At 71.0% G+C, this 21,478-nt stretch carries 22 protein-coding genes; 8 read left to right on the top strand and 14 right to left on the bottom strand.

All coding sequences use genetic code 11. From position 1 onward, the window contains the following. Positions 1-78 precede the first annotated feature (78 nt). A complete protein-coding gene (locus tag ABZT04_RS38960; protein WP_356063534.1) occupies positions 79-2,862 on the bottom strand; it encodes a penicillin acylase family protein in 2,784 nt (927 codons plus the stop codon). Positions 2,863-3,083: 221 nt separating this feature from the next. Between ABZT04_RS38960 and ABZT04_RS38965 the strand changes: the two genes are divergently transcribed. Beyond that, positions 3,084-3,686: a hypothetical protein gene (locus tag ABZT04_RS38965; protein WP_356063537.1), complete on the top strand. Its 603-nt coding sequence runs from the start codon at positions 3,084-3,086 to the stop codon at positions 3,684-3,686. A gap of 185 nt (positions 3,687-3,871) precedes the next feature. On the opposite strand, the gene ABZT04_RS38970 is transcribed toward ABZT04_RS38965, so the two are convergent. Next, positions 3,872-4,678, bottom strand: coding sequence for a G1 family glutamic endopeptidase (locus tag ABZT04_RS38970; protein WP_356063540.1), 807 nt, complete (start codon positions 4,676-4,678; stop codon positions 3,872-3,874). Between the two features lie 254 nt (positions 4,679-4,932). Between ABZT04_RS38970 and ABZT04_RS38975 the strand changes: the two genes are divergently transcribed. Then, a complete protein-coding gene (locus tag ABZT04_RS38975; RefSeq protein ID WP_356063542.1) occupies positions 4,933-5,850 on the top strand; it encodes a hypothetical protein in 918 nt (305 codons plus the stop codon). Between the two features lie 21 nt (positions 5,851-5,871). Beyond that, positions 5,872-6,600, top strand: a complete 729-nt coding sequence (locus ABZT04_RS38980) for a 3-keto-5-aminohexanoate cleavage protein (RefSeq protein WP_356063545.1) — start codon at positions 5,872-5,874, stop codon at positions 6,598-6,600. Here the strand turns inward: ABZT04_RS38980 and ABZT04_RS38985 are convergent. Next, positions 6,546-7,280 (bottom strand): hypothetical protein, encoded by a 735-nt coding sequence (locus ABZT04_RS38985; RefSeq protein ID WP_356063548.1) that lies wholly within the window; start codon positions 7,278-7,280, stop codon positions 6,546-6,548. The genes ABZT04_RS38980 and ABZT04_RS38985 overlap by 55 nt on opposite strands. A 100-nt stretch (positions 7,281-7,380) precedes the next feature. Here ABZT04_RS38985 and ABZT04_RS38990 point away from each other — a divergent pair, with 100 nt between their 5' ends. After that, complete coding sequence (locus ABZT04_RS38990) at positions 7,381-8,448, top strand: RNA ligase (ATP) (RefSeq protein ID WP_356063551.1); 1,068 nt, start codon at positions 7,381-7,383, stop codon at positions 8,446-8,448. A gap of 8 nt (positions 8,449-8,456) precedes the next feature. On the opposite strand, the gene soxR is transcribed toward ABZT04_RS38990, so the two are convergent. Then, the gene (gene soxR / locus ABZT04_RS38995; RefSeq protein ID WP_356063553.1) at positions 8,457-8,978 is read right to left on the bottom strand and encodes a redox-sensitive transcriptional activator SoxR; all 522 of its coding nucleotides are present in this window, start codon (positions 8,976-8,978) and stop codon (positions 8,457-8,459) included. 123 nt (positions 8,979-9,101) lie between these two features. Here soxR and ABZT04_RS39000 point away from each other — a divergent pair, with 123 nt between their 5' ends. Continuing rightward, positions 9,102-9,563, top strand: a complete 462-nt coding sequence (locus ABZT04_RS39000; protein WP_356063555.1) for a MaoC family dehydratase — start codon at positions 9,102-9,104, stop codon at positions 9,561-9,563. 26 nt (positions 9,564-9,589) lie between these two features. Here ABZT04_RS39000 and ABZT04_RS39005 read toward each other — a convergent pair whose 3' ends face one another. From ABZT04_RS39005 to ABZT04_RS39015, 3 genes are all read right to left on the bottom strand, one after another. Beyond that, positions 9,590-10,213 (bottom strand): TetR/AcrR family transcriptional regulator, encoded by a 624-nt coding sequence (locus ABZT04_RS39005; protein WP_356063557.1) that lies wholly within the window; start codon positions 10,211-10,213, stop codon positions 9,590-9,592. Between the two features lie 73 nt (positions 10,214-10,286). Next, positions 10,287-10,532, bottom strand: coding sequence for a YiaA/YiaB family inner membrane protein (locus ABZT04_RS39010; RefSeq protein WP_356063560.1), 246 nt, complete (start codon positions 10,530-10,532; stop codon positions 10,287-10,289). A 74-nt stretch (positions 10,533-10,606) separates the two neighbouring features. Beyond that, a complete protein-coding gene (locus tag ABZT04_RS39015) occupies positions 10,607-11,758 on the bottom strand; it encodes an acyl-CoA dehydrogenase family protein (RefSeq protein ID WP_356063562.1) in 1,152 nt (383 codons plus the stop codon). Positions 11,759-11,823: 65 nt separating this feature from the next. Here ABZT04_RS39015 and ABZT04_RS39020 point away from each other — a divergent pair, with 65 nt between their 5' ends. The 3 genes from ABZT04_RS39020 to ABZT04_RS39030 all read left to right on the top strand — a co-directional run bounded on the left by ABZT04_RS39020 (position 11,824) and on the right by ABZT04_RS39030 (position 14,213). Next, positions 11,824-12,465 carry a TetR/AcrR family transcriptional regulator gene (locus tag ABZT04_RS39020; RefSeq protein ID WP_356063564.1) on the top strand — a complete coding sequence of 214 codons (642 nt, stop codon included), beginning with the start codon at positions 11,824-11,826 and terminating at the stop codon, positions 12,463-12,465. Positions 12,466-12,499: 34 nt separating this feature from the next. Beyond that, the gene (locus tag ABZT04_RS39025; protein ID WP_356063567.1) at positions 12,500-13,222 is read left to right on the top strand and encodes a winged helix-turn-helix domain-containing protein; all 723 of its coding nucleotides are present in this window, start codon (positions 12,500-12,502) and stop codon (positions 13,220-13,222) included. Positions 13,223-13,292: 70 nt separating this feature from the next. Continuing rightward, on the top strand, positions 13,293-14,213 hold the full coding sequence (locus tag ABZT04_RS39030; protein ID WP_356063663.1) for a DMT family transporter: 921 nt from the start codon (positions 13,293-13,295) through the stop codon (positions 14,211-14,213). Between the two features lie 24 nt (positions 14,214-14,237). Here the strand turns inward: ABZT04_RS39030 and ABZT04_RS39035 are convergent, their stop codons facing one another. From ABZT04_RS39035 to ABZT04_RS39065, 7 genes are all read right to left on the bottom strand, one after another. Beyond that, complete coding sequence (locus tag ABZT04_RS39035) at positions 14,238-15,320, bottom strand: Zn-dependent alcohol dehydrogenase (protein ID WP_356063569.1); 1,083 nt, start codon at positions 15,318-15,320, stop codon at positions 14,238-14,240. A gap of 11 nt (positions 15,321-15,331) precedes the next feature. Next, positions 15,332-16,720, bottom strand: coding sequence for an aldehyde dehydrogenase family protein (locus ABZT04_RS39040; RefSeq protein ID WP_356063572.1), 1,389 nt, complete (start codon positions 16,718-16,720; stop codon positions 15,332-15,334). Between the two features lie 98 nt (positions 16,721-16,818). Beyond that, positions 16,819-17,271, bottom strand: coding sequence for a DUF3574 domain-containing protein (locus ABZT04_RS39045; RefSeq protein ID WP_356063575.1), 453 nt, complete (start codon positions 17,269-17,271; stop codon positions 16,819-16,821). Positions 17,272-17,291: 20 nt separating this feature from the next. Next, complete coding sequence (locus ABZT04_RS39050; protein ID WP_356063577.1) at positions 17,292-18,620, bottom strand: ABC transporter ATP-binding protein; 1,329 nt, start codon at positions 18,618-18,620, stop codon at positions 17,292-17,294. A 146-nt stretch (positions 18,621-18,766) separates the two neighbouring features. Then, complete coding sequence (locus ABZT04_RS39055) at positions 18,767-19,492, bottom strand: class F sortase (RefSeq protein WP_356063580.1); 726 nt, start codon at positions 19,490-19,492, stop codon at positions 18,767-18,769. Then, positions 19,479-20,135, bottom strand: coding sequence for a hypothetical protein (locus ABZT04_RS39060; RefSeq protein ID WP_356063583.1), 657 nt, complete (start codon positions 20,133-20,135; stop codon positions 19,479-19,481). Before ABZT04_RS39060 ends, ABZT04_RS39055 begins: the two co-directional genes overlap by 14 nt. Positions 20,136-20,236: 101 nt before the next feature. Next, positions 20,237-21,472: an MFS transporter gene (locus ABZT04_RS39065; RefSeq protein WP_356063585.1), complete on the bottom strand. Its 1,236-nt coding sequence runs from the start codon at positions 21,470-21,472 to the stop codon at positions 20,237-20,239. Between the last annotated feature and the right edge of the window lie 6 nt (positions 21,473-21,478).

Genomic DNA, 21,478 nt, shown 5'->3' on the forward strand with positions numbered 1-21,478 from the left:
GTTTTCTGGGTTCCGCGGCCCGTCGGGGGGGGGGGGGGGGGGGGGGCCGGGATCGACCGGCCCGCCGCCGCTCAGGCGTCACCGGTGTGACGTGTACTCCACCACTTGCTGGAAGGTGGGCCGGTTCTGCCAACTGATATTGGAGTGCTTGATGCCGCCCAGGGTCCGCTGGACGATCGAGTCGGCACACCACTGGTCGCCCGCCGAGCACAGCGAGTCCCCGGGGTAGACGGTGGCCGCGCTGGTGCCGGCCGCCGTCTTCAGCGTGCTGATCAGGATGTCCCGGCAGGCGCTGAGGCTGCCGCCGCCGCAGTACTGCTGGGCCAGCGGCCCGGACACGCTCTGCCCGAGCACCGACCGGATGTCCTTGTCGACATAGCTCCACCAGCCGAACTGGAAGGAGCTTCCGGCGTGCGACCCGGTCGGCCCGTGTGCGGCGGACGGGGTCTCGTCGATGTACAGGTTCTTGGTGAACGCGGTGTACAGGTCGTCACCGAGGCCGGGTTGGAACTCGGCCTTCACCAGCAGCGGCCACCAGGCGTCCAGGATCCGGATGGCGTCGGAGTTGGCGTAGGTCTTGGACCCGGCCGAGGTCTCCGTGCGCTTGCCGCCCGCGGTCAGCCAGGTCTGCAGCTTGGTGACGGCGGCTGCCGCGGTGGAGTCGGTGACCGTACTGCTGGTGACGACCTTCAGCAGGTCGGGCAGGACGTCCTCGGCGCGCAGGTCGGCGAGCGAGGCGTCGGACATCGCCTTCACCAGCGAGGATCTGGTGACCCCGCCGGCCGCGACGAGTTTCTTCACCCGGTCGTCGAGCAGGTTGCCGCGGTGGACGGACCCGTCGCCCCAGCTCGCGGTCGTGTAGTTGAGAGCCTGTTTGTTGTTCCAGGAGACGTAGTAGTCCTGGTCGATGGAGTTGGGGTGCGCGGAGGCCGGGGTGTAGTCGGCCGTGTTGGTGGTGGGGTCCCAGTTCTGCCACTCGTAGGCGGCCTGGCCCCAGACCGGGAACTCGGGATCGACACCGCTCGGCCGCACCGGGTTGTTGCCGCTGTTGTAGTACGCGGTGTGCTGGGAGTCGGCGTAGAACCAGTTGAACGTGTAGTTGATGTGCTGAGTGGCGCTCTGGAAGGTCTGCGGACTCTTCACGTAGTCCGGGTCGTTGAGCATCTGGAAGCCGATGATCGAGTCGGCTTCGTGCATGTAGGACGAGCGCAGAGTGGTGTAGGCGACCTTTTTCCCGCCGACGGTCGCCCGGTATTGGACCGGTCCGTACTTGGTCTTCCACACTCTCATCGTGTACGACCCGGCGGCGGTTCCGTCGGCCGTGGTGGGCGTCCAGGAGTTCTTCTGCTCGATCTCGTCCATGGCGGTGCAGGTGCCGTGGAAGAGGTAGTGGTAGTCGTCCTGGCAGAGTTCGACCGCGTAGGTGTCGATGATGTCCTGGCCGGAGGTCGTGGCGGACCACGAGTAGTCCTGGCCGCGGCCGAGTTCGACGTACATGCTCAGGCCCGCGAAGGAGGCGCCGCGTGCGCTGATACCCGGGCCCTGTATCTCCTGGAGCATGAGCAACTGGGGTGCGAAGTAGCCGGTCTGGGGTCCGAAGACGGCGATCGGGTGGCCGCTCGCGGTGTATTTGCCGCTCACCACAAGGGCGTTGGACATGCCGCGCTTGGCGGAGCTGAGGGCGGTCGCGGTCGCCGCGGCGGAGGCGGCGTCGGCGCTCTGGTCGGCGCCGGTGCCGGTGGCGTCGTAGACGAGCGGCTCGGTCGTCACCGAACCGGCGTCCGGCAGGGCCTCGCCCTGGGCGGTGGCGGGCTTGGTGCCGTAGGGGAAGCTCTCGCCGTTGTGGACGGTGAGCACGGCTTCGGGGTCGTTGCGTTCGCGGAAGGACTCCCAGACCTTGGTGCCCTCCGTCACGCCGTACTTCTCCTGGGCGGCGAGCAGCGACATGGCGTTGTTGACCTCACCACCGCCGCCGGAACCGAAGAGCGAGCCGATGACGGAGGCCAGCGCGACCAGGTCGGTGATCTTGAAGTGGTCGATCGTGCCGGCGTTGGTGACCGAGTCCTTGTGTCCGGTGAGGACGTACTCGCCGGGGAAGTAACGGCCGCTGTCCGAGGCGTCGATGTAGGCGTTGATGCCGGCCAGGTAGGCGTTGGCGTCGGCGAGCGCCTGCTGGCCGCGGGCGCCGTTGTTGGCGACGGCGTTGTCGATCTGCGACTGGAGCTCGGCCTCGCTGTAGGGGGCGTTGCGGTAGAACTCCTGCTCAAGCCCCTGGTTGGAGGCCACCCCGCCGGCGAAGGTGGTCAACTGACCGCGTCCGACGTGCCGGAAGACGTCCATCAGCCAGAGCCGGTCCTCGGCGGCGGCGTATCCGGCGCCGTACTCGGTGCCGTAGCGCGTGGTACCTGTGATGTGCGGCACACCGGTCGCCTTGTCGCGGACGATCGTCACGTCCGTGCGGCCGCTGGGGCTCTCGGTCGAGGCGACGTTGGCGGCGGGGACCCCGAACGAGGCGTCGTTGAAGAAGGTGTTGATCTTCGCGTCGGTGAGCGAGGAGGCGCCCGTGGCCAGGTTGGCGTAGGGGCCGAGCTGATCCTCGGCGTGCGCCGGCTGCACTCCGAAGGCCTGGTTCAGGAGGATCTGCGCGAGGGTGGCGTTGCCGTTCTCACCGGCCGGGAGGATGTCCGAGCACTGGCCGCCGCAGTAGTCGTTCGAGGCCGTGGCCGCCGTAGCGGTTCCTTGGGCAAGAGGAGACAAAAGGGCGGCAATGAGGGCGCATACGGATGCGGCCTTCAGGAACCCGGGGAATCTGCCGGGAGTTCTCAGTCTGTCGAGCAAGTTACGTGGGGTGCGCCGAGGCATGGCGGCTCCTACCGACGGGGGTGTGGCCGGACGTTACCGCCGGTATCCCCGAGATTGAAGATGAACATGCGTCAAGTTTTGGATGAGCGTGAGCTGCTTATGGGGGGCATCGGAAATCGGATGGAGCCAAATCGCTTGTCGATACGTCTATTCGGCGACGTCCGTACGACGACGCCGAGGTGACCGAAGTACAGGTGCAGGTGTGACGGAGGTGCAGGGCGATGGCCGGTTTCCGGAGTCTGGCGAGACAGGTGCGAGATCCCCGGTGCGATCTGGCGCTGCGGCGCTACTCGCTGCGCAAGTGCCTTGAGCGGTTCGCCCCTTATGGGCACAGGGCGACCTGGGACCACTTGTGCTCCCGGGCCGGGTTCGGACCCGAGGACCGCTCCCCCGACCCGGCGCGGCTCGTGGCCGCACTGGACGAGTTGGAGGAGGCGCGCAAGGTCTGGCTCGCCTACGAGGTCGAGTTCGCCGAACGTCGCAAGAAGGAGAAGCACGACGGGCTCCGCCGCCCGGGCAGCGTGGACGACTGGCACCGGCTGACCTGGGGCGGCTTCGGTGTCGCCTGGTGCGACGACCCCCGCCTCCACCCCCATGAACCACTGGCCGAGGTGCTGCGACGGCTGATCGCCGCCCTGGAGCGCGAACCGGGTTCCGTGTGCCCGGTGTGCGCCGGGGAGCGCCTCCTGTGGAAGTACGACCTGGCCCACGAACCCTCCTCGGGCCCGGTCTGCACGGACTGCGGCATCGTCGTGCCGCGTCCGGTGCTCACCCCCGAGGCCCTGGCGTACGCGAGGCGCGGACGGCTGCTGATGTCGGCCTGAACCGGGGCGAACCGAAGAAGGGCGCCAGGGGTGCGCCGGGGATGCCGCACCCCTTTCTGACCCGACCCGTTTGCCGTTGCCGGTGCAACGGCGGAAGGCGCTGCGTACGGGCAGAGGCTGCCGACGGCGATCCGTCGACAGCCCCGAAGCAGTGTGCCGCAGGCGCCAGTTGGCGCCGGTGGGCTCTAGCTGGCCTTCCAGACGTCGGAGAAACTTCCGCCGGAGATCGCGCCCGGCTGGGCCCGTACGGCGGAGCTGCTGCTCTTCGTCATGACGATTTCGTTCGGCGCGTACGTGTCCAGGTTGCTGCCGTTCGCCTTGGCGCCGGTGAAGGTCACGGTGCCGAAGTTGGCGAGGCTCGCGACCGAACCGCCGACCTCGGGGGCCTCGGCGACGACCTCGGCGGAGGCGTTCTTGAAGCCGGAGGAGCCGGCGTGGCTGGTGGTCTTCGTCCAGCCCTCGGTGGAGTCGGCGAGGGTCATGGTGAAGGTGGAGCCGGTGTAGGTCACGGTCGCGGTGAACTTGTCGCCGCCCTTGACGGTGACACCGGAGTACGCGCTCTCCGAGGCGGGCAGCACCTCCCACCAGGCACCGTAGGTCGCCTTGCCGCCGATGCAGTCGGCTTCCGTACCGGTCTGCTCCAGCGCGGAGTTGCTGTAGCCGTCGAGGCCGACCCAGAAGGACGAGTACGTCGTGGCCGAGCCACAGGTCACGGTCGGCTGGGTCCAGGACGAGGTCACCGAGGTGTACGCGCCGGTCGATCCCGTGGCCGCGTAGCCGGACCAGTTGGTGGAGGTGACGGTGGCGTTGACCTTGCCGGGCTTGGCGAGCCCGTGCAGGGTGTGGCTCTCGTGGCTCGCTATGGACTGGGTGAGCTGGGCGGGGGTGTGCGCCGCGGCGCTCGGGGCGGCGGCGAGCGCGGGGGTGGCGAGGGCGGTGGCGAGGGCGGCGGCGGTGAGGAGTACGAACCCGGCGGAAGATCTCGCGGACATGACTCTCCGTCATTCGAGGGGGTGGGGGGACTGCCGTGACGGCAGTGGACAGAAGCTTCCGCGAGGCTTCATGAGCATGGCAAGGCGTCAAGAGCCTTCAGTCTTGCGGGAATTGGCGACGGAGCGCCCCCGGTGGGCTACACCTGAGAAACCTGACAGGTTCGTTCAAGAAGGCTCAACCGCCGGGAAAGTCTGCGCCAACATCGGGGCAACGGTCTTCCGCCCCACCACGGCCCTGACTTGAGCTGGAGTACGTGACTTCCGGATCCGAGTCGATGCCCTTCCACGAGGCGCTGCGCGCGGCCATCGCGGCGAGTGGGCTGAGCCTGGACCGGATCCAGGACCGGCTGCTGCGACGCGGCACCCCGGTGGCGTCGGCGACGCTCAGTTCCTGGCAGTCCGGCCGCTACCAGCCCGAACGGCAACGGTCGTTGGCCGCGCTCGCGGTACTGGAGGACGTCCTACGGCTGCCGCCCGGCGCGCTCACCGGCCTGCTCGGTCCGCCCCGGCCCCGGGGCCGCTGGCTGCCACCGGTCGGCGACCGACCCGACCTGGCCCGGGCCTGGTCGGACCACCACGACCTCACCACTGCCCTCGCCGCGCTCGACACCCGCTGGGACGACAGCCTGACCCGGCTCAGCTGCCACAACCGCGTGGACGTCGGCGCCGACCGACGCGTGCTGTCGATGACCAGCCACCGTCTGCTGCGCGCCGAGACGGACGGCGCGGACCGCTGGATCGCCCTGTACCGGCTCGACGCGCCCGGCCCGTTGCCCCGCTTCCGGGTGGCTGCTCCGGCCCGGCTCGGCACGGTCGTCGAACTGCCCGACGAGGGGCTGGTCGCGGCCGAGCTGCTCTTCGACCGCCCGCTGGTTCGCGGCGAGACCGTGATCGTCGACTACACGGTCGAGCACCGGGACCCGCGCCCGTACTCCCAGCGCGCCGAGACCACGATCCACGTCCCGATGCGCGAACACCTCCTGGAGGTCCGCTTCGCACGGGAGTCCCTGCCGCGCACCTGCTACTCCTTCCGCACGAACGGCCTCGACCCACGCTCCGACGGACGCCGCCCGCGCGAACAGCGGCTCCGGGTGGACGCCTCCGGTTCGGTGCACGCGGTGGCCCTCGGCGCGGGGCCGTGCCGGTTCGGGATCCGGTGGGTGTGGGGCTGAGCGGCGGGGCACCATCGAGGCATGGTGCAGGTCTGTCTCAACGGCGCCCGCGGTGCCGTCGACGGTGGGGTGGTGCCGGTCTCTCCGGAGGCACTGGCCGACGCGGCGGCCGAGGCTGTCGCGGCGGGGGCCACCGACATCCACGTCCACCCCAAGTCCCCTTGCGGACAGGACACGTTGTCACCACGCGTCCTCGCGGCGACGCTCGCCGCGATACGAGCACGGGTGTCCGTCCCCGTCGGCGTGACCACGGGCGCGTGGACCGAACCGGAGCCCGAGGCACGGGTGTTGCGGGTACGGTCCTGGACGTCCCTCCCCGACCACGCCTCGGTCAACTGGCACGAGCCGGGCGCGGAGGAGGTCGCGGCGACGCTGCTGGACCGGGGCGTCGGGGTGGAGGCGGGCATCTGGTCGGGCACGGAGGGCGCCGCCCGGTTCGCCGTCTCCCCGCTCCGCACGAAGGTGCTGCGTGTCCTCGCGGAGGTGACCGACCCGGACCCGAACACGGCGGAAGAGTCGGCGCGTTCGCTACTTTCCGACCTGGCCACCGACCACGGCCGCCCCGTCCTGCTGCACGGCGAGAACGGCGGCGCCTGGCCGGTACTCCGGCTCGCGGGGCGGTTGGGTCTCACGACCCGTATCGGCCTGGAGGACACGCTGTTCCTGCCGGATGGTGAACGGGCGCTGTGCAACGCTCAGTTGGTCGCCGAGGCGTTGGTCCAGTACGGGTGGGCCCAGCGCTTGTCGTAGGGGAGGGCGAGGAGTTCGGCCTGTGTGGCGAGGTCGGGCTCGCCGTGGGCGCGGAGCCGGGCGGGGGCATACCGGGCCAACCACGCCTGGAGCCCCATGAGTTCCGTGCCGCCGTCGTTCGGGTGCCACCAGGAGAACGGTGAGGCGTCGGTCAGGAGGTCGTCCAGCCAGAGTTGTGTGCACCGCAGCAGGTGGGCGTCGGCCACGGGGGCTGTGGCCCAGCGATCGAGCAGTGGGGTCGCGGTGTGCAGGATCGTGGCGCAGGTCTCAAAGACGTCCTGGGCGGGGTACGGCGGGCGCGGTGTGCGCAGGGTGTCCTGCCACCAGGCGTGAACGAACTCCTCGACGGCCCGGGCCTGTTCGGCGGGCCAGGCGCGCCAGTCCGTCCGGCTGAGGGCATGGTGGCCCCAGCCGATCCCGTCCAAACCGCCGTCCGCCATCGCCCGCGCCGTCTGTGGCAGCAGGCGCCGAACCACGGCCGTGTGGTCCTCGAAGTGCAGGGGGTCCTTGAAGACGAACCTGTTCAGTAGCTCGTCGGGCACGCGCCGGTACGGCGTGCGCAGGAACGCGGTCTCCTCCGGGCCGAAGCACCGCTCACAGCCGGACTCCCCCGGACTCGCAAAGCCGTTGAAGACGGTGTCGATGTCGGCGAGAGCGGAGACGAGCGCGGGTGAGGTCATGGCACCGCCGACGCTAGCAGCCACAAATCCCCTCGCTCCACCCCTTTCCGATCAGCACAGTTGGCGGCGATGAAACCCAACTGAGAGCAGGGAGCCCCCGATGTCGACGCTGCGCGTCACCGCCGAAGTGCTGACCGTCCATGAACATCCGAACGCCGACGCCCTCGAACTGGCCCAGGTCGGCCTGTACCGGGCCGTCGTCGCCAAGGGCGCGTACCGCACCGGTGAGACCGCCGTCTACATCCCCGAGCAGTCCGTGCTGCCGGCCGCGCTGATCGAGGAGTTGGGGCTGACCGGACGCCTCGCGGGGAGCAACGCCGACCGGGTGAGGGCGGTGCGGCTGCGCGGTGAGCTGTCGCAGGGGATCGTGTGCCGGCCGAAGGCCCTCGCGGATGTCGATCTGGCCCAGGCCGCCCTGGACGGTACCGACTTCGCGGAGCGGCTCGGCATCACCAAGTGGGTGCCGCCGGTCCCGCCCACCATGGACGGCGACGTCGAGTCCGCCCCCGATCTGCTGCCTTGGGTCGACATCGAGAACATCCAGCGGTTTCCCGGCATCTTCGAACCGGGCGAGGCTGTGGTCCTGACCGAGAAGCTGCACGGCTCGGCCTGCCTGCTCACCTACGTCGCCGAGGACGGCCGCGTCCAGGTCTCCTCGAAGGGCTTCGGCGCCAAGTCCCTTGCCCTGAAGGAGGATCCGCGCAATCTGTACTGGCGGGCGATCCGCGGCCACGCCGTCCCCGAGGCCGCCGCCCGCCTCGCCGAGCGGCTCGGCGCGCGCCGGGTCGGGATCTTCGGCGAGGTCTACGGCGCGGGCGTACAGGATCTGACCTACGGCGCCGACGGACGACGTACCACGCTCGGGTACGCCGTGTTCGACGTGTCCGCCGAGATCGACGGCGCGGTGCGATGGCTGGACGCACGTGAACTGCTCGACGGGGAGCTGCCGTTGGTGCCACGGCTGCACGAAGGGCCGTACGACGTCGAACGGGTGCTGGAGGTCGCGAGCGGACGGGAAACCGTGTCCGGGCGCGGGCTGCACCTGCGGGAGGGGGTCGTGATCCGTCCGGCGGTGGAGCGGTACAGCCCCGTCACCGGTGGACGGGCGATCGCGAAGGCCGTCAGCGCCGCCTATCTGACGCGGAAGGGCGGCACCGAATTCGAATGACCGCGAGTTCAGTCGCGCTCCTCGGGATGCGGACCCCGGTCTCGCTCCCGAGGGACGCGGACCTTCCGGCGCTCCCCCGGTTCCGCCATCAGCCGTGAACCCGCGCCCCGTTCACCGACCACGTCGTCCGGGTTGGAGAGGACACAGGTCGCCAGGGAGAGACAGCCGCAGCCGATGCAGTCGGTGAGGTGGTCGCGGAGGCGGTTGAGCTGCTTGATGCGCTCGTCGAGTTCGGAGCGCCAGGCCTCGGAGAGGCGGGCCCAGTCCTCGCGGGTCGGGGTGCGTTCCTCGGGGAGTTCGGCGAGCGCCTCGCGGATGGTGGCCAGCGGGATGCCGACGCGCTGCGCGGCCCGCACGAAGGCGACCCGGCGCAGCGTGTCACGGGTGTACCGGCGCTGGTTGCCGGTGGTACGGCGGCTGCTGATCAGGCCCTTGGCCTCGTAGAAGTGCAGCGCGGAGACGGCGGCGCCGCTGCGTGCGGCGAGTTGGCCGACGGTCAGCTCGTGGATCTTCTCGGGGATCTGGGGCACCTGTCAGAGCCTACCTATCGCGTCACACCCCCGGTCCGTTGACAGGGGCCCTCGACCCGACCATGCTAAGCAGTTGCTTAGACCGTTGGACAGACAGTGTGCGATGCGAGAGGGCCGGTCAACATGGCAGAGCCGAGGATCTTCACGTCCGTGGACGAGCTGAGGGCGGCGGTGGGCGAGCAGCTCGGGCACACCGACTGGCTGGAGATCGACCAGAAGCGGATCGATCTCTTCGCTGAGGCGACGGGCGACCACCAGTGGATCCATGTGGACCCGGAGAAGGCGGCGGCCGGGCCGTTCAAGACGACCATCGCGCACGGGTACCTCACCCTGTCGCTGCTGCCGCTCTTCGGGCCGCAGCTCATCAAGGTCGAGGGCGTGAAGATGGGCGTCAACTACGGGACGAACAAAGTGCGTTTCCCCGCCCCGGTCCCGGTCGACTCCCGGCTGCGCGCCACCGCGACGATCACCGCCGTCGACGACGTGCCGGGCGGCGTCCAGGTGTCCGTCGCGTTCACGGTGGAGCGCGAGGGCGGCGACAAGCCGGTGTGCGTGGCCGAGTCGGTGTCCCGCTACTACCTCTGACCCGCTCAACCCCCGTACAGCGGCGGCTACCTGGCCCCCACCATCCGCAGCACGAGGTCGGCGTAGAGCGCGCCGACCTCGTCGGGCGTGCGGGGTCCGTCGAGGCTGAACCAGCGGGCCACGTCGATGCACAGCGACAGGATGGCGAGGGTGGTGCCCTTGACGTCCGGCACGTCGAAGGAGCCGTCCGCCACCCCGTCCTCGACGATCCCGCGCACCTCGGCGTCGACCTGCCGGCGCAGCGCGAGGATCTCGGCGCGGGCGTCCGGGCCGAGCGAGTCGAGTTCGTACTGCACGACCCGCGCGGTGGTACGCCCGCCCGCGTGCCAGCGCACGAAGGAGCTGACCGCGTCGGCGAGCCGCTCGGCGGCGCTGCCCTCGCGCCCCGCCGCCGTACGCAGGATGTCGAGGGCCTTCTCGTGGCCGATCCTGCTGATGCGGTGGAGCAGCTCTTCCTTGGTCTTGTAGTGGATATAGAGCGCGGCCGGGCTCATCCCGGCGCGGCCGGCGATGTCCCGGGTGGTCGTCGCGTGGTAGCCGCGCTCGGCGAAGGCCTCCACGGCGGCGATCAGCAGTCGCCGGGCCGCGTCGGGCGTGACCTCGCCCCAGGCCTGCGGGTCGCCCGCGGTGGTCTCCTCCGCCGTACTCATCGCTCGTAAGCCCCTCTCGATGGCAAGGGCTCCACCATACCGCCGAACCTGAGCGAGCGCTTAGTCTCCCCGCTCAGAGCTTTTCGAACGGGTTGTAGGCGGCGCGTGCCCCGTCCTGCCGGTCCCGGATCACCTTGGCGAGGGTGAAGGAGGAGGTGACCAGATACAGGACGGCGATCGCGAGGAAGGCCCGTACCCAGGCGTCGGCGTGCAGCTTGAAGATGCCGATGGCGGTCGCCGCGATGGCGACGGAGAAGGACGCGACGGCCTGGCCGTAGAAGGCGGCCGTGTTCTGCGGTCTGCCCGATGCTTCGCTCATGGGGACAAGCGTCGGCGACCACGGCCCTCGCGACATCCGCTCAGATACTCAACTCCCGTACTCAGCCCGGTCGATCAGAACGCCGAGACACCCGTCAGCGCCCGCCCTATGAGCAGTTTCTGGATCTGGCTGGTGCCCTCGTAGAGGGTCATCACGCGGGCGTCGCGCAGCAGTTTTCCGGCCGGGTACTCGTCGATGTAGCCGTAGCCTCCGAAGACCTGGAGGGCGTTGTTGGCGGCACGCACCGCGGCCTCCGAGGCGAAGAGCTTGGCCTTGGAGGACTCGGTGGCGAAGGGCAGGCCGCGGTCTATGAGGTCGGCGACCCGCCAGGTCAGCAGCCGGGCCGCGTCCACGTCGACCGCGATGTCGCTGATGAGTTCCTGGACCAACTGGTGCTGTGCGATGGGCTTTCCGAACTGCTCGCGCTCACCGGCGTAGCGGACCGCCACGTCCAGCGCGGCCTGCGCGATGCCGACACAGCCCGCCGCGACCGACATCCGACCCTTGGCCAGCGCCGACATGGCGACCGAGAAGCCCTTGCCCTCGGGGGCGAGCATGGCGGAGGCGGGGACGCGGACGCCGTCGAGGACCAGTTCGGCGGTGGCCTGACCGCGCAGGCCGAGCTTGCCGTGGATGGTGCGGCGGGTCAGGCCGGGGGTGTCGGTCGGCACGAGGAAGGCGGAGACGCCCTTGTGGCCGGGGGCGTCGGTCGAGCGCGCGAACAGGAGCACCACATCGGCCCAAGTCCCGTTGGTGATGAACATCTTGGTGCCGCTGATGACGTAGTCGTCGCCGTCCCGGACCGCCCGCGTGGTGAGGTTGCCGGCGTCGGAGCCGGTGCCGGGTTCGGTGAGGCCGAAGCAGCCGACGTACGCGCCGGAGGTGAGCCCCGGCAGCCAGCGCCGCTTCTGTTCCTCGCTCCCCCAGGCCGCGATCGACTTGGCGACCAGCCCGAGCGACACGGAGACGATGCCGCGCACGGAGGAGTCCCCGCGCCCGAGTTCCTCGGTGACCAGGCAGTACGCGAGATGGTCGCCGCCCGAGCCGCCGTACTCCTCGTCGATCGTCAGCCCGAGGAAACCGACCTCGCCGAGCTTCTTCACGATCCCGCGGTCCACTTCCTCGGCGCGGTCCCAGGCGATCACGTGCGGGGCGATCTCGCGCTCGACGAAGTCCCGGGCGAGCTGCCGTACGGCGGTCTGCTCCTCGCTGAGTCCCAGGTCCACCCGCGATCACCCCACATTTAAATTAGCACTGCTAGTTTCTTGGTTACGGCCCTACTATGTGCGCCATGGCCCGACCGCGCAAGCCCCTCCTCAGCACCGACCGGATCGTCGAGACGGCCCGGGTACTGGTGGACGCGGAGGGTCTGGCGGCCGTCTCCACCCGTCGGCTCGCCGCCGAGCTGGGGGTCAGCGGGCCCTCGCTGTACAACCACTTCCGCACCAAGGACCAGATCCTGGAGGCGGTCGCGGACTCGGTGAGCGCGCAGGTCGACCTGTCGATGTTCGAGGACGGCCGCGACTGGCGCACCGCGCTGCACGACTGGGCCGTCTCCTACCGCTCCGCCCTGCGCGACCACCCGAACATCGTCCCGGTCCTCGCCACCGGCCCCGGCCGCCGCCCCGCAGGACTCCGCCTCGCGGACGCGGTCTACGGCGCGATGGTCGACGCGGGCTGGCCACCGGCGCAGGCCACGTCGATCGGCGCGCTGATGCGGTACTTCATCATGGGCTCCGCGCTCGGCTCGTTCGCCGGGGGCTTCGTGGACGACGCGAGCGCCTACGACCCCGCCGACTATCCCCACCTCGGGCAGGCGCACCTTCTCGCCGAGCAGCAGGAGAAGATCGACGAGCGGGCCTTCGAGACGGGGCTCGCGGCGCTGCTGGACGGGCTGGTGCGGCAGTACGAGCAGGTTGGGCGCACCGCCTGAAATATTTCGGTGGGCGCCGAAGTGTCCGTGGCCCATGCTGGGATCCATGACCACCAGGGATCCTCAGGCACCGGGACTCGCCGCGCTGGCCTCGTTGATCGCGGACGAGACCCGGGCCACCTGTCTGCTGGCGCTGCTCGACGGACGGGCCTGGACGGGCGGCGAACTGGCCCGGCACGCGGGCGTCACCGCGTCGACGGTCAGCGAGCACCTGGGCAAGCTGATCGCCGGCGGACTGCTCACCGAGGAACGACAGGGACGGCACCGCTATGTGCGGCTGGCGTCCGCCCGGATCGCCCAGCTCGTCGAGGACCTGGCCGCGCAGGTGGAACCGGCCGATGCCGTACGGCCGCGCGGTCTGCGGGAGGCGAGCGCGGGGTCGGCGACGGCCCGGGGTCGTACGTGCTACGACCATCTGGCCGGGCGGATCGGGATCGCGGTGACGAACGCGCTGACCCTCCGGGGGCTGCTGAGGCAGGACACGGGGTTCGCGCTCACCGACGCGGGAGTGGAGTGGTTCGCGTCTGTCGGGATCGGCCTCGTTCGGAAGGGGCGGCGGCCGTTGGCCCGGGGTTGCCTGGACTGGACCGAGCGGCGGCCTCATCTGGCGGGGGTGGCGGGGGCCGCGCTGTGCCGACATGCGCTGGAGGAGGGGTGGTGTGTGCGGATCGGGTCGGGGCGGGCGGTGAGGGTGACTGACGTCGGCGAGCGCAGGCTGTCCGAGTTGCTCGGTATCGAGGCGGTTGGGCTCCGCTGAGTCCCGCCGGAGTCGCAGTCCGATTTCCGCCAGCATCGATCCCTTATCCCTACCTAACCTCAGGAGCATGATGAACGTCTCCCGTACGGCCGCCGCTGCCGCCGCCGTCACCGTCGTGCTGTGGGCCTCCGCCTTCGTCTCCATCCGGAGCGCCGGCGATGCCTACTCACCGGGCGCGCTCGCGCTGGGCCGGCTGTTGGCCGGGAGTCTGACGCTGGGCGTGCTCTGTCTCGTACGACGGGAGGGGTGGCCGCCGCGTGCCGCGTGGCGGGGGATCGCGATATCCGGGGTGCTCTGGTTCGGCGTCTACATGGTCGTCCTGAACTGGGGCGAGCAGGAGGTCGACGCCGGTACGGCCGCGCTGATCGTGAACATCGGGCCGATCCTGATCGCGCTGCTCGGTTCTCGGTTGCTCGGTGACGCGATGCCGCCGAGGTTGCTGGCGGGGATGGCGGTGTCGTTCGCCGGTGCGGTGACCGTGGGGCTTTCGATGTCGGGCGGGGGCGGATCGTCCGTGCTCGGCGTGGCGCTCTGTCTGCTCGCGGCGGTCGCGTACGCCAGTGGGGTCGTCGCCCAGAAGCCGGCCCTCGGACAGGCCGGCGCGCTCCAGGTGACGACGTTCGGGTGTCTCATCGGGGCGGTGGTCTGTCTGCCGTTCGCCGGGCAGCTCTTCCACCAGGCCGCCGACGCGCCCCTCTCCGCCACCCTCAACATGGTTTACCTGGGCGTGTTCCCGACCGCGCTCGCCTTCACCACCTGGGCGTATGCCCTCGCCCGGACGACCGCGAGCCGCATGGGCGCGACGACGTACGCGGTGCCCGCGCTGGTCGTCCTGATGGCATGGATGGTGCTCGGCGAGGTGCCGGGGCTGCTCACGCTGGCGGGCGGGGTGCTGTGTCTGGCGGGTGTGGCGGTGGCGCGGTCCCGGCCGCGCGCGAGGGCTGAGCGGGCCGGGGTCGCCACCGACCCGCAGCCCGAACAGGTGCCGTAGACAAGGCCGTTCAGACACGGGCGCTCAGAACACCACCAGCGCCCGTCCGCCCTTGCCCGCGACCATGTTCTCGAACGCCGCCGGAATTGCGTCCAGTTGGATCCGTTCCGTCACCAGCGCGCCCAGGTCCAGGCGTCCGGCCCGGACGTGTTCGGCGAGCACCGGCAGGTCCTTCGCCGGGTCCGAGTTGCCGTAGACGCAGCCGGTCAACGTCCGTCCCCAGTGGAAGAGTTCGAGGGCGTTGAAGGTGACCTGCTGGTCCTTGCCGCCGATGCCGACGACCGTCGTGCGTCCGCCCCGGCGGGTGGACTCCCAGGCTGTGCGGATGGTGACCGCCCGGCCCACGCACTCCACGGCGACGTCGACACCCTGCTTTCCGGTGAGGGCGCGGATCTCGCGGGCGGTGTTCTCGGAGGCGACCACGTAGTCGGTGGCTCCGGCCGCGCGTGCCAACTCCTCCTTCTCCGGGGAGACATCGACCGCGACGATCTTCCCGGCGCCCGCGATCCGGGCCGCCTGGAGGGTCGACAGACCCACCCCGCCCACGCCGAACACCGCGACCGTCTCGCCCTCCCGGACCCGCGCCGAGTGGTGGACGGCGCCGTAGCCGGTGAGGACCGCGCAGCCGAGGAGGGCCGCGTCGGTCAACGGGATTCCGTCGGGGAGCGGCAGGACACAGGCGGCCGAGACGACCGTCTCCTCGGCGAACGCGGCCACGTTCAGTCCGGGGTGGAGGTCGCTGCCGTCGGAGGTGCGGTGGGCGTAGACGTCGGCGGCGCCGTTGAGGGCGTTGGCGCAGAGCCAGACCTCGCCGAGTACGCAGGCGTGACACGTGCCGCAGGACGGGGCCCAGTTGAGGACGACGGAGTCGCCGGGTGACACATGCGTGACGTCTTCTCCCACGGCTATGACCGTGCCCGCGCCCTCGTGGCCGAGGACCGCGGGGACCGGCACGCGCATGGTGCCGTTGGTCAGGGACAGGTCGGAGTGGCAGACCCCGGCGGCGGCGAGGCGGATGCGGACCTGGCCGGGGCCGGGGTCCGGGAGGTCGATCCCGGCGATCTCCAGCGGAGCGCCCACGGCGGGCAGGACGGCGGCGCGAACCATGTGAACTCTCCTCAGAACTGGAGGGACTTGGTCTGGAGGTACTCGGACAGACCGTGCGCACCGAGTTCCCGGCCCACACCCGACTGCTTGTAACCGCCGAACGGGGCACGGGGGTTGAAGCGCCCGCCGTTGATGTCCACCTGCCCGGTCTCCAACCTCCGCGCGAACGCGACCGCTTCGGCCTCGTCACCGGCCCACACCGCGCCGGCCAGGCCGTAGACCGTGCCGTTGGCGATGCGCACGGCGTCGTCCTCGTCGTCGTAGCGGAGGATCGACAGGACCGGGCCGAAGATCTCCTCCTGCGCGATCGTCATGTCGGGGGTGACGTCGGCGAAGACGGTCGGGCTGATGAAGTAGCCCTGCGGGTAAGGGGGTTCGACGCCGCCCACCACCAGCTTCGCGCCCTCCGCCACACCCTTCTCGATGTAACTCCGCACCCGCGCCTGCTGCTTGGCGTTCACGACCGGGCCGATGCGGGCGCCGTACTTGGCGGCGGCGGTCGCGGCGAGTGCGACGGCCTCGTCGTACTGGTCGCGGTGGACCAGCATGCGGGTCCAGGCGCTGCATGTCTGGCCGGAGTTGGACATCACGTTGGCGACGCCGACGTTGACGGCCTTGGCGAGGTCGGCGCTCGGGAGGATGACGTTGGCGGACTTGCCGCCGAGTTCCAGGGCCACCTTCTTGACGGCGGCACCGGCGGCGGCGCCGATCTGGCGGCCCACCGCCGTGGACCCGGTGAAGGAGACGAGGTCGACGCCCGGATGCTCGGCGAGGGCCTGACCGGCGATCGGGCCGAGGCCGGTGACGAGGTTGAAGACACCGGCCGGGACACCGGCCTCGTCGACCGCCTCGGCGAACAACTGGGCGGTGAGCGGGGTGTCTTCGGCCGGTTTCAGCACCACGGTGCAGCCGGCCGCGAGGGCGGGGGCGATCTTGGCGACGATCTGGTGGAGCGGGTAGTTCCAGGGGGTGATCGCGCCGACCACACCGATGGGCTCCTGGTAGACGGTCGAGTTGCCCACCTTCTCCTCGAAGACGTGGGTCGCGGCCAGTTCTGCGTAGGAGCCCGCGACCGCGATCGGCACGCTCGCGTGGACGGCCTGCGAGAAGGCGAGCGGGGAGCCGAGTTCGGCGGTGACCGTCTCGGCGATCTCGTCCTTGCGGGAGATGAGCACGTCCCGGAGCGCCGTCAGGCGCGCGGCCCGTTCGGCGGGCGGGGTGGCGGCCCAGCCCGGGAGGGCGGCACGGGCGGCCCGTACGGCGATGTCGACGTCCTCGCTGGTACCGGCCGGGACCCGGCCGATCACCTGCTCGTCGACCGGGTTCACCACGTCGATGGCCTCCCCGCTCACGGCGGGGCGCCACGCGCCGTCGATGTACATGCCGTCGTGTGCCTTCATCGTGCTGCCTCCCGGGCGTGACTGCGTCGTCCGCCTCACAAACTAGCGGTGTTAGTTTTGGGGCGCCAGAGACCCCCGGTCACGGACGGGCGGCCGTCTCAGAAATCGGCCCGGGTCCGGTCGTCCACCCGGCCCACCGCCTCCTGCCCGAACGTCTTCTCGTACGTGCGCCGGACCTCCTCGATCCTCCGGTCGCTCGCGCCCGCCGAAGCCACCGGATACAGCAGGATCAGCTCGTACGACCGCTCCTTCTCGATCTTTCCGTGCGCGTCCCGCCACTGCCCGCGCCCGTTCTGCACGGTGAGCCCGTCCGGGAAGTTAGGCGTGACCTCCTGGTCGACGAAGGCCATGAACTGCCGGTCGGTGACGGCCGGTCCACCGTCCGGCCGCTCGGTGCCGAAGAAGAGCTGCGTCTCGACGTACGGCGTTCCGCGCGTCGGCGCGGGGGAGGTTTCCGTGTCGAGGCCGGCGTAGGCGGTCGGGGCCGCGACGGCCAGGAGGAGACCGGCGATCGCGAGAGCTGCCCGGTTTCGGGTGAAGTGCATGGTCATGCACCCATCCGTACCGGTCGTCACTCGTCCAGGTCGGGGAGCCGCGCCGGGGCCGGGGAGATCCGTTCGCCGTGCTGGTCGAAGACGAACAGGTGGGCGATGTCGACGAGGAGCGGGACCTGCATGCCGTGCCGGAGTTCGATGTCGGGGGTGGTCCGGACGACGAGGTCACCGGGGAGACGGCCCTCGGGCGGCACGGGGTCGGGGTCCTCCGGCTGTTCCAGGACGACGACCGGCCCGGCGCGCAGCGCTTCCGCACGCTCCCGCAGCCGGCCCAGGACACCGCCCTCGCGGCGGCGGCGCCGCACCGGACGAGCGGGGCGCGGGGCCTCCAACTCCGGTACGACGGCGGGCCGGGAGCCGGTGTTGAAGTGGACGAGGACCTCGTGGCCCTGGAACTCGACGTGCTCGACCAGACCGCTGATCGCCACCTCGCCGGGGCGGGCGGCGGCGGGCTTGGCTATGCGGATGGCTTCGGAGCGCAGACCGACGATGACCTCGCGGCCCTGCTGGACGCGGAGCAACTGGTGGTCCAGGCACAGGGGTTCGGGCAGGCGCAGGTACTGCTTGCCGAGGCTGATGGTCATCGCGCCGTCCAACGGGGCCCGGACCAGGCCGCGCAGGAGGTTGATGCGCGGGGTGCCGATGAAGGCGGCGACGAAGACGTTGCGGGGCAGGGCGTACACCGAGCGGGGTGTGCCGACCTGCTGGAGGACTCCGCCGCGCAGCACGGCGACCCGGTCGCCGAGCGACATGGCCTCGGCCTGGTCGTGGGTGACGTAGACCGTGGTGACGCCCAACTTGCGGGTGAGGGCGGAGATTTCGGCGCGCAGGTGGTTGCGGAGTTTGGCGTCGAGGTTGGAGAGCGGCTCGTCCATCAGGAACGCCGAGGGGTGGCGGGCGATGGCCCGGCCCATGGCGACGCGCTGGCGTTCGCCGCCGGAGAGCTGGCCGGGGAAGCGTTCCAGCAGGTCCTCGATGCCGAGCATGCGGGCGGTGGCGTCCACGCGGGGGCGCGGGTCCTCGCCGGGGGTCTCGATGCGCAGCGGGAAGCCGATGTTGTCGCGGCTGGTCATGCTCGGGTAGAGGGCGAAGTTCTGGAACACCATCGCCATGTCCCGTTCGGAGGGCGCGAGATCGTTGGCGTACTCGCCGTCGAGTCTCAGGTCGCCCTCGGTGATCTCCTCCAGGCCCGCGATCATCCTGAGCACGGTCGACTTGCCGCACCCGGACGGCCCGAGCAGGACGAGGAACTCCCCCGGCGCGATGTCCAGCGACAGCCGGTCGACCACACGGGTGCCTCGCGTGTAGGCCTTGCTCACATCGTGCAGGGAGATGGCGCGTGTCATGACGACTGCCCCCGGGGGCTCCGCGATCGAATCGCCCCGTACGGGTCGTACGAGGCTTGTGAGTCACGGAAGTTAACGGAATGTGCGCGCCCGGGGGAAGACTTCGGGCGGTCCGGTTCACCCTGTGAGAAAGCGGACGATCCCCTTCAGTGCCCGGTCCGGGGTGCCAGGACCCGTGTCAGGTGCGCGAAGACGACGACGTTGCTGGTGTAGCCCGTCCGTCGGCTGAAGAGTCCACCGCAGGTGATCACGCGCAGTTCCGGGCGCCGGGCCGGGCCGTAGACCTCCTTGTCGGGGAAGCCCGCCTTGTCGAAGATCTTCACCCGGTCCACCGTGTAGACGGCGGTACGGCCGTCCGCACGCCCCGCCTCGATCACCTTGCCGGGCTTCACCTGGGCGAGCGCGGCGAAGACGGCCGGCCCGGTCGTGGTGTCGCGGTGGCCGACGGCGATGGCCGCGCCGGACTCGCCGGGCGTGGGTCCGCCCCGGTACCAGCCCACGAGCTTCGGCTTGTCGACCGGTGGTGTCGACAACTGCCGGCCCTTGATGAGCCCGAGGCCCGTGACCGGGGCGTCGATGCCCAGGGACGGGATGCGGAAGGTCGTCGGCCGCGACCGGGGCAGCGGGCGGGGCGGAGGCGTGCGGGTGGGTGCGGGACGGGCGGAGGGGGCCGGCTCACCGGCCGCCTCCGCGTCCGGGCCGGCGGCTGCCACGGCGTCCGGGCCGTCGGGCCCGTCCGGTGCGGCCGGCTTGTCGTCACCCGTGCACCGGACCCCCACCGTCACCAGGACGACCGTGAGCAGGGCCGTCCTGATGAGGCGGTAGGCGCGGGTCCGGTACCAGGGCCTGCGTCTGCGCCTACGCGGCGCCATTGGGCCGACGGCGGTTCAGCCGGAAGTACGCGACACCGCCGACCGCCGCCAGGCCGACGGCCCCCGCGGCCGTCACCGGCGCGAACGCGGCCGCGGTGTCGGCGAGACCGCCGCCGCCCGCGTGCACACCGCCCTTCGGGCCGTCGTGGTCTTGCTGCCCCCAGCCCGCGGCGTCGCGCTGGTCCCCGATCTGGTCGTTCGGCCGGCGCTCCGCGTCGCGCTTGCCGTCGTGGCAGCTGACCTCGAAGACCTTCTCCTTGGGGGCGCCTGCCACGATCCAGGTGATCTTGTACTGTCCGTCCGCCATCCCCAGCGGGTCGGTGTGACCGGCGCCCCCGGCGAGCTGGATGGTGCCGGCGACGTTGGCGGCGGTGGGCAGCGGGGGCTGGGGCGTGATGGTGTAGGCGACGGTGGTGAGGACGTCGAAGTTGACGGCATCCAGGTAGAACTTGCAGACCCGGGGATCGTCCTTCGAGACGCCGAAAGGCACGCCCACCCGGTGGATCCTGATGTCGCCGTTCTCGCCCGCGGCCGACGCGGTCGGCGCCGCCACCCACGACGCGCCGGCCGCGGCGAGGGCGGTGAGGACGACAGTGGCGCTCGCTCGGACGCGGACGGTACGTGGGAGTGTCAGGGTGGGCATGCGCGCTCCTCCGATTCAGACGATTTCCATACAAATCGCTCTTTCGGCAGCACTCTCCTTTATGCGCCCGCCCGTGGGCCGCACCGACGCCCGACGCGCCGTCAGATATCGCTCGTGCGGCGCAATCCCAGGCGCTTCGGCCGCTTCCCCGCGGCCTGCCCGGCCCCGTCGGGGCGCCCCGGCGACCGCAGCGCCACCCCGGCCGACAGCAGCAGCAGCGTCCCGAGCATCACGAACGGCGCGGCCACCCCCGCCACTCCCGCGACCAGGCCCGCGGTGGCCGGTGCGGCGACCTGGCCGAGGCGGTTGCCGGTCAGGCGCAGGGCGAGGGCGGTGGAGCGCGCGCCGTCGGGGGCGGCCTGGACGACCGTCGTCATGGACAGCGGCTGGCCGACGCCGAGGCAGAAGCCGAGGGCGGCCAGCATCAGGCCGAGCGCCCAGACCGGCGCGGGAAGCGCGATCCCGGCGCACAGCAGCGCCGCCAGGAGGCAGGTCACCGTGAGCAGCGCGGGGCGGCCGAACAGTCGTAGCAACGGGGTGAGGACCAGGCGGCAGGCGATCGTCGCGCCGGCGCGCACGCTGAGCAGGACGCCGACCACCGACGGCGCGATGCCACGGTGCTCGCCGACCACCGGCAGATAGGCGGTGAGGACGTCGGTGGCGGACAGCACGGACAGGCTGATGAGCATGCCCGCCGGGACACCCCGCGCGCGCAGGATGCTGCCGACGGGGACGCGGTCGCCTTGTGCGGTACGGGACTTGACCGCCGTACGGTCCTCGATGCGCCACAGCGACGTGACCGCGACCGCCGCCCCCGCGCCCGCCACCACCAGGGCCAGGGCGCTCGTGCCCGCCATGTCCGGGCCGCCGATCAGCGCGCCCGCGGCGATGGGGCCGACGAGCTGGCCGAGCGAGGCGCCGATGGTGAAGTGGCCGAAGTTGCGGTCCTGTTCGTGCGGGGCGGACTGACGGGCGACGAGGGACTGGGCGCCGATGACGAAGCAGAGGTGGCCGAGGCCCATCACTCCGCTCCAGACCGCCATCGTCCAGAGGGAGCCGGCGAGGCCGCTGAGCGCGCAGCCGCCGGAGATCAGGACCACGCCGACGGGCAGCAGGGGTGCGCAGCGGCCGTGGTCGGTACGGCGGCCGAGCGGGACGGCGGCGAACAGCGGGAGCAGCGCGTACACGCCGGCGATGACACCGATCGCCCGCTCGTCGGCGCCGAGAGCGAGGGCCCGGTAGGACACCGCCGGACGGGCCATCGACACCGCCCCCTGCGCGAAGCTGAAGGCGATGACGAGGCGGAGCAGCCAGCCGCGGTTCCTGCCGGGCGCCATGGTGAA

This window comes from Streptomyces sp. NPDC005492, assembly GCF_040605995.1.
Taxonomy (GTDB): domain Bacteria; phylum Actinomycetota; class Actinomycetes; order Streptomycetales; family Streptomycetaceae; genus Streptomyces.

Coding starts and splice junctions, on each gene's coding strand:
- ABZT04_RS39055 (WP_356063580.1), bottom strand. CDS start 19,492: ATGGCGCCGCGTAGGCGCAGACGCAGGCCCTGGTACCGGACCCGCGCC.
- ABZT04_RS39040 (WP_356063572.1), bottom strand. CDS start 16,720: ATGAAGGCACACGACGGCATGTACATCGACGGCGCGTGGCGCCCCGCC.
- ABZT04_RS39050 (WP_356063577.1), bottom strand. CDS start 18,620: ATGACACGCGCCATCTCCCTGCACGATGTGAGCAAGGCCTACACGCGA.
- ABZT04_RS39025 (WP_356063567.1), top strand. CDS start 12,500: ATGCTGGGATCCATGACCACCAGGGATCCTCAGGCACCGGGACTCGCC.
- ABZT04_RS38965 (WP_356063537.1), top strand. CDS start 3,084: ATGGCCGGTTTCCGGAGTCTGGCGAGACAGGTGCGAGATCCCCGGTGC.
- ABZT04_RS38990 (WP_356063551.1), top strand. CDS start 7,381: ATGTCGACGCTGCGCGTCACCGCCGAAGTGCTGACCGTCCATGAACAT.
- ABZT04_RS38985 (WP_356063548.1), bottom strand. CDS start 7,280: ATGACCTCACCCGCGCTCGTCTCCGCTCTCGCCGACATCGACACCGTC.
- ABZT04_RS39000 (WP_356063555.1), top strand. CDS start 9,102: ATGGCAGAGCCGAGGATCTTCACGTCCGTGGACGAGCTGAGGGCGGCG.
- ABZT04_RS39005 (WP_356063557.1), bottom strand. CDS start 10,213: ATGAGTACGGCGGAGGAGACCACCGCGGGCGACCCGCAGGCCTGGGGC.
- ABZT04_RS39035 (WP_356063569.1), bottom strand. CDS start 15,320: ATGGTTCGCGCCGCCGTCCTGCCCGCCGTGGGCGCTCCGCTGGAGATC.
- ABZT04_RS38970 (WP_356063540.1), bottom strand. CDS start 4,678: ATGTCCGCGAGATCTTCCGCCGGGTTCGTACTCCTCACCGCCGCCGCC.
- ABZT04_RS39020 (WP_356063564.1), top strand. CDS start 11,824: ATGGCCCGACCGCGCAAGCCCCTCCTCAGCACCGACCGGATCGTCGAG.
- ABZT04_RS39065 (WP_356063585.1), bottom strand. CDS start 21,472: ATGGCGCCCGGCAGGAACCGCGGCTGGCTGCTCCGCCTCGTCATCGCC.
- ABZT04_RS39010 (WP_356063560.1), bottom strand. CDS start 10,532: ATGAGCGAAGCATCGGGCAGACCGCAGAACACGGCCGCCTTCTACGGC.
- ABZT04_RS38980 (WP_356063545.1), top strand. CDS start 5,872: ATGGTGCAGGTCTGTCTCAACGGCGCCCGCGGTGCCGTCGACGGTGGG.
- ABZT04_RS39060 (WP_356063583.1), bottom strand. CDS start 20,135: ATGCCCACCCTGACACTCCCACGTACCGTCCGCGTCCGAGCGAGCGCC.
- ABZT04_RS38960 (WP_356063534.1), bottom strand. CDS start 2,862: ATGCCTCGGCGCACCCCACGTAACTTGCTCGACAGACTGAGAACTCCC.
- ABZT04_RS39030 (WP_356063663.1), top strand. CDS start 13,293: ATGAACGTCTCCCGTACGGCCGCCGCTGCCGCCGCCGTCACCGTCGTG.
- ABZT04_RS39045 (WP_356063575.1), bottom strand. CDS start 17,271: ATGACCATGCACTTCACCCGAAACCGGGCAGCTCTCGCGATCGCCGGT.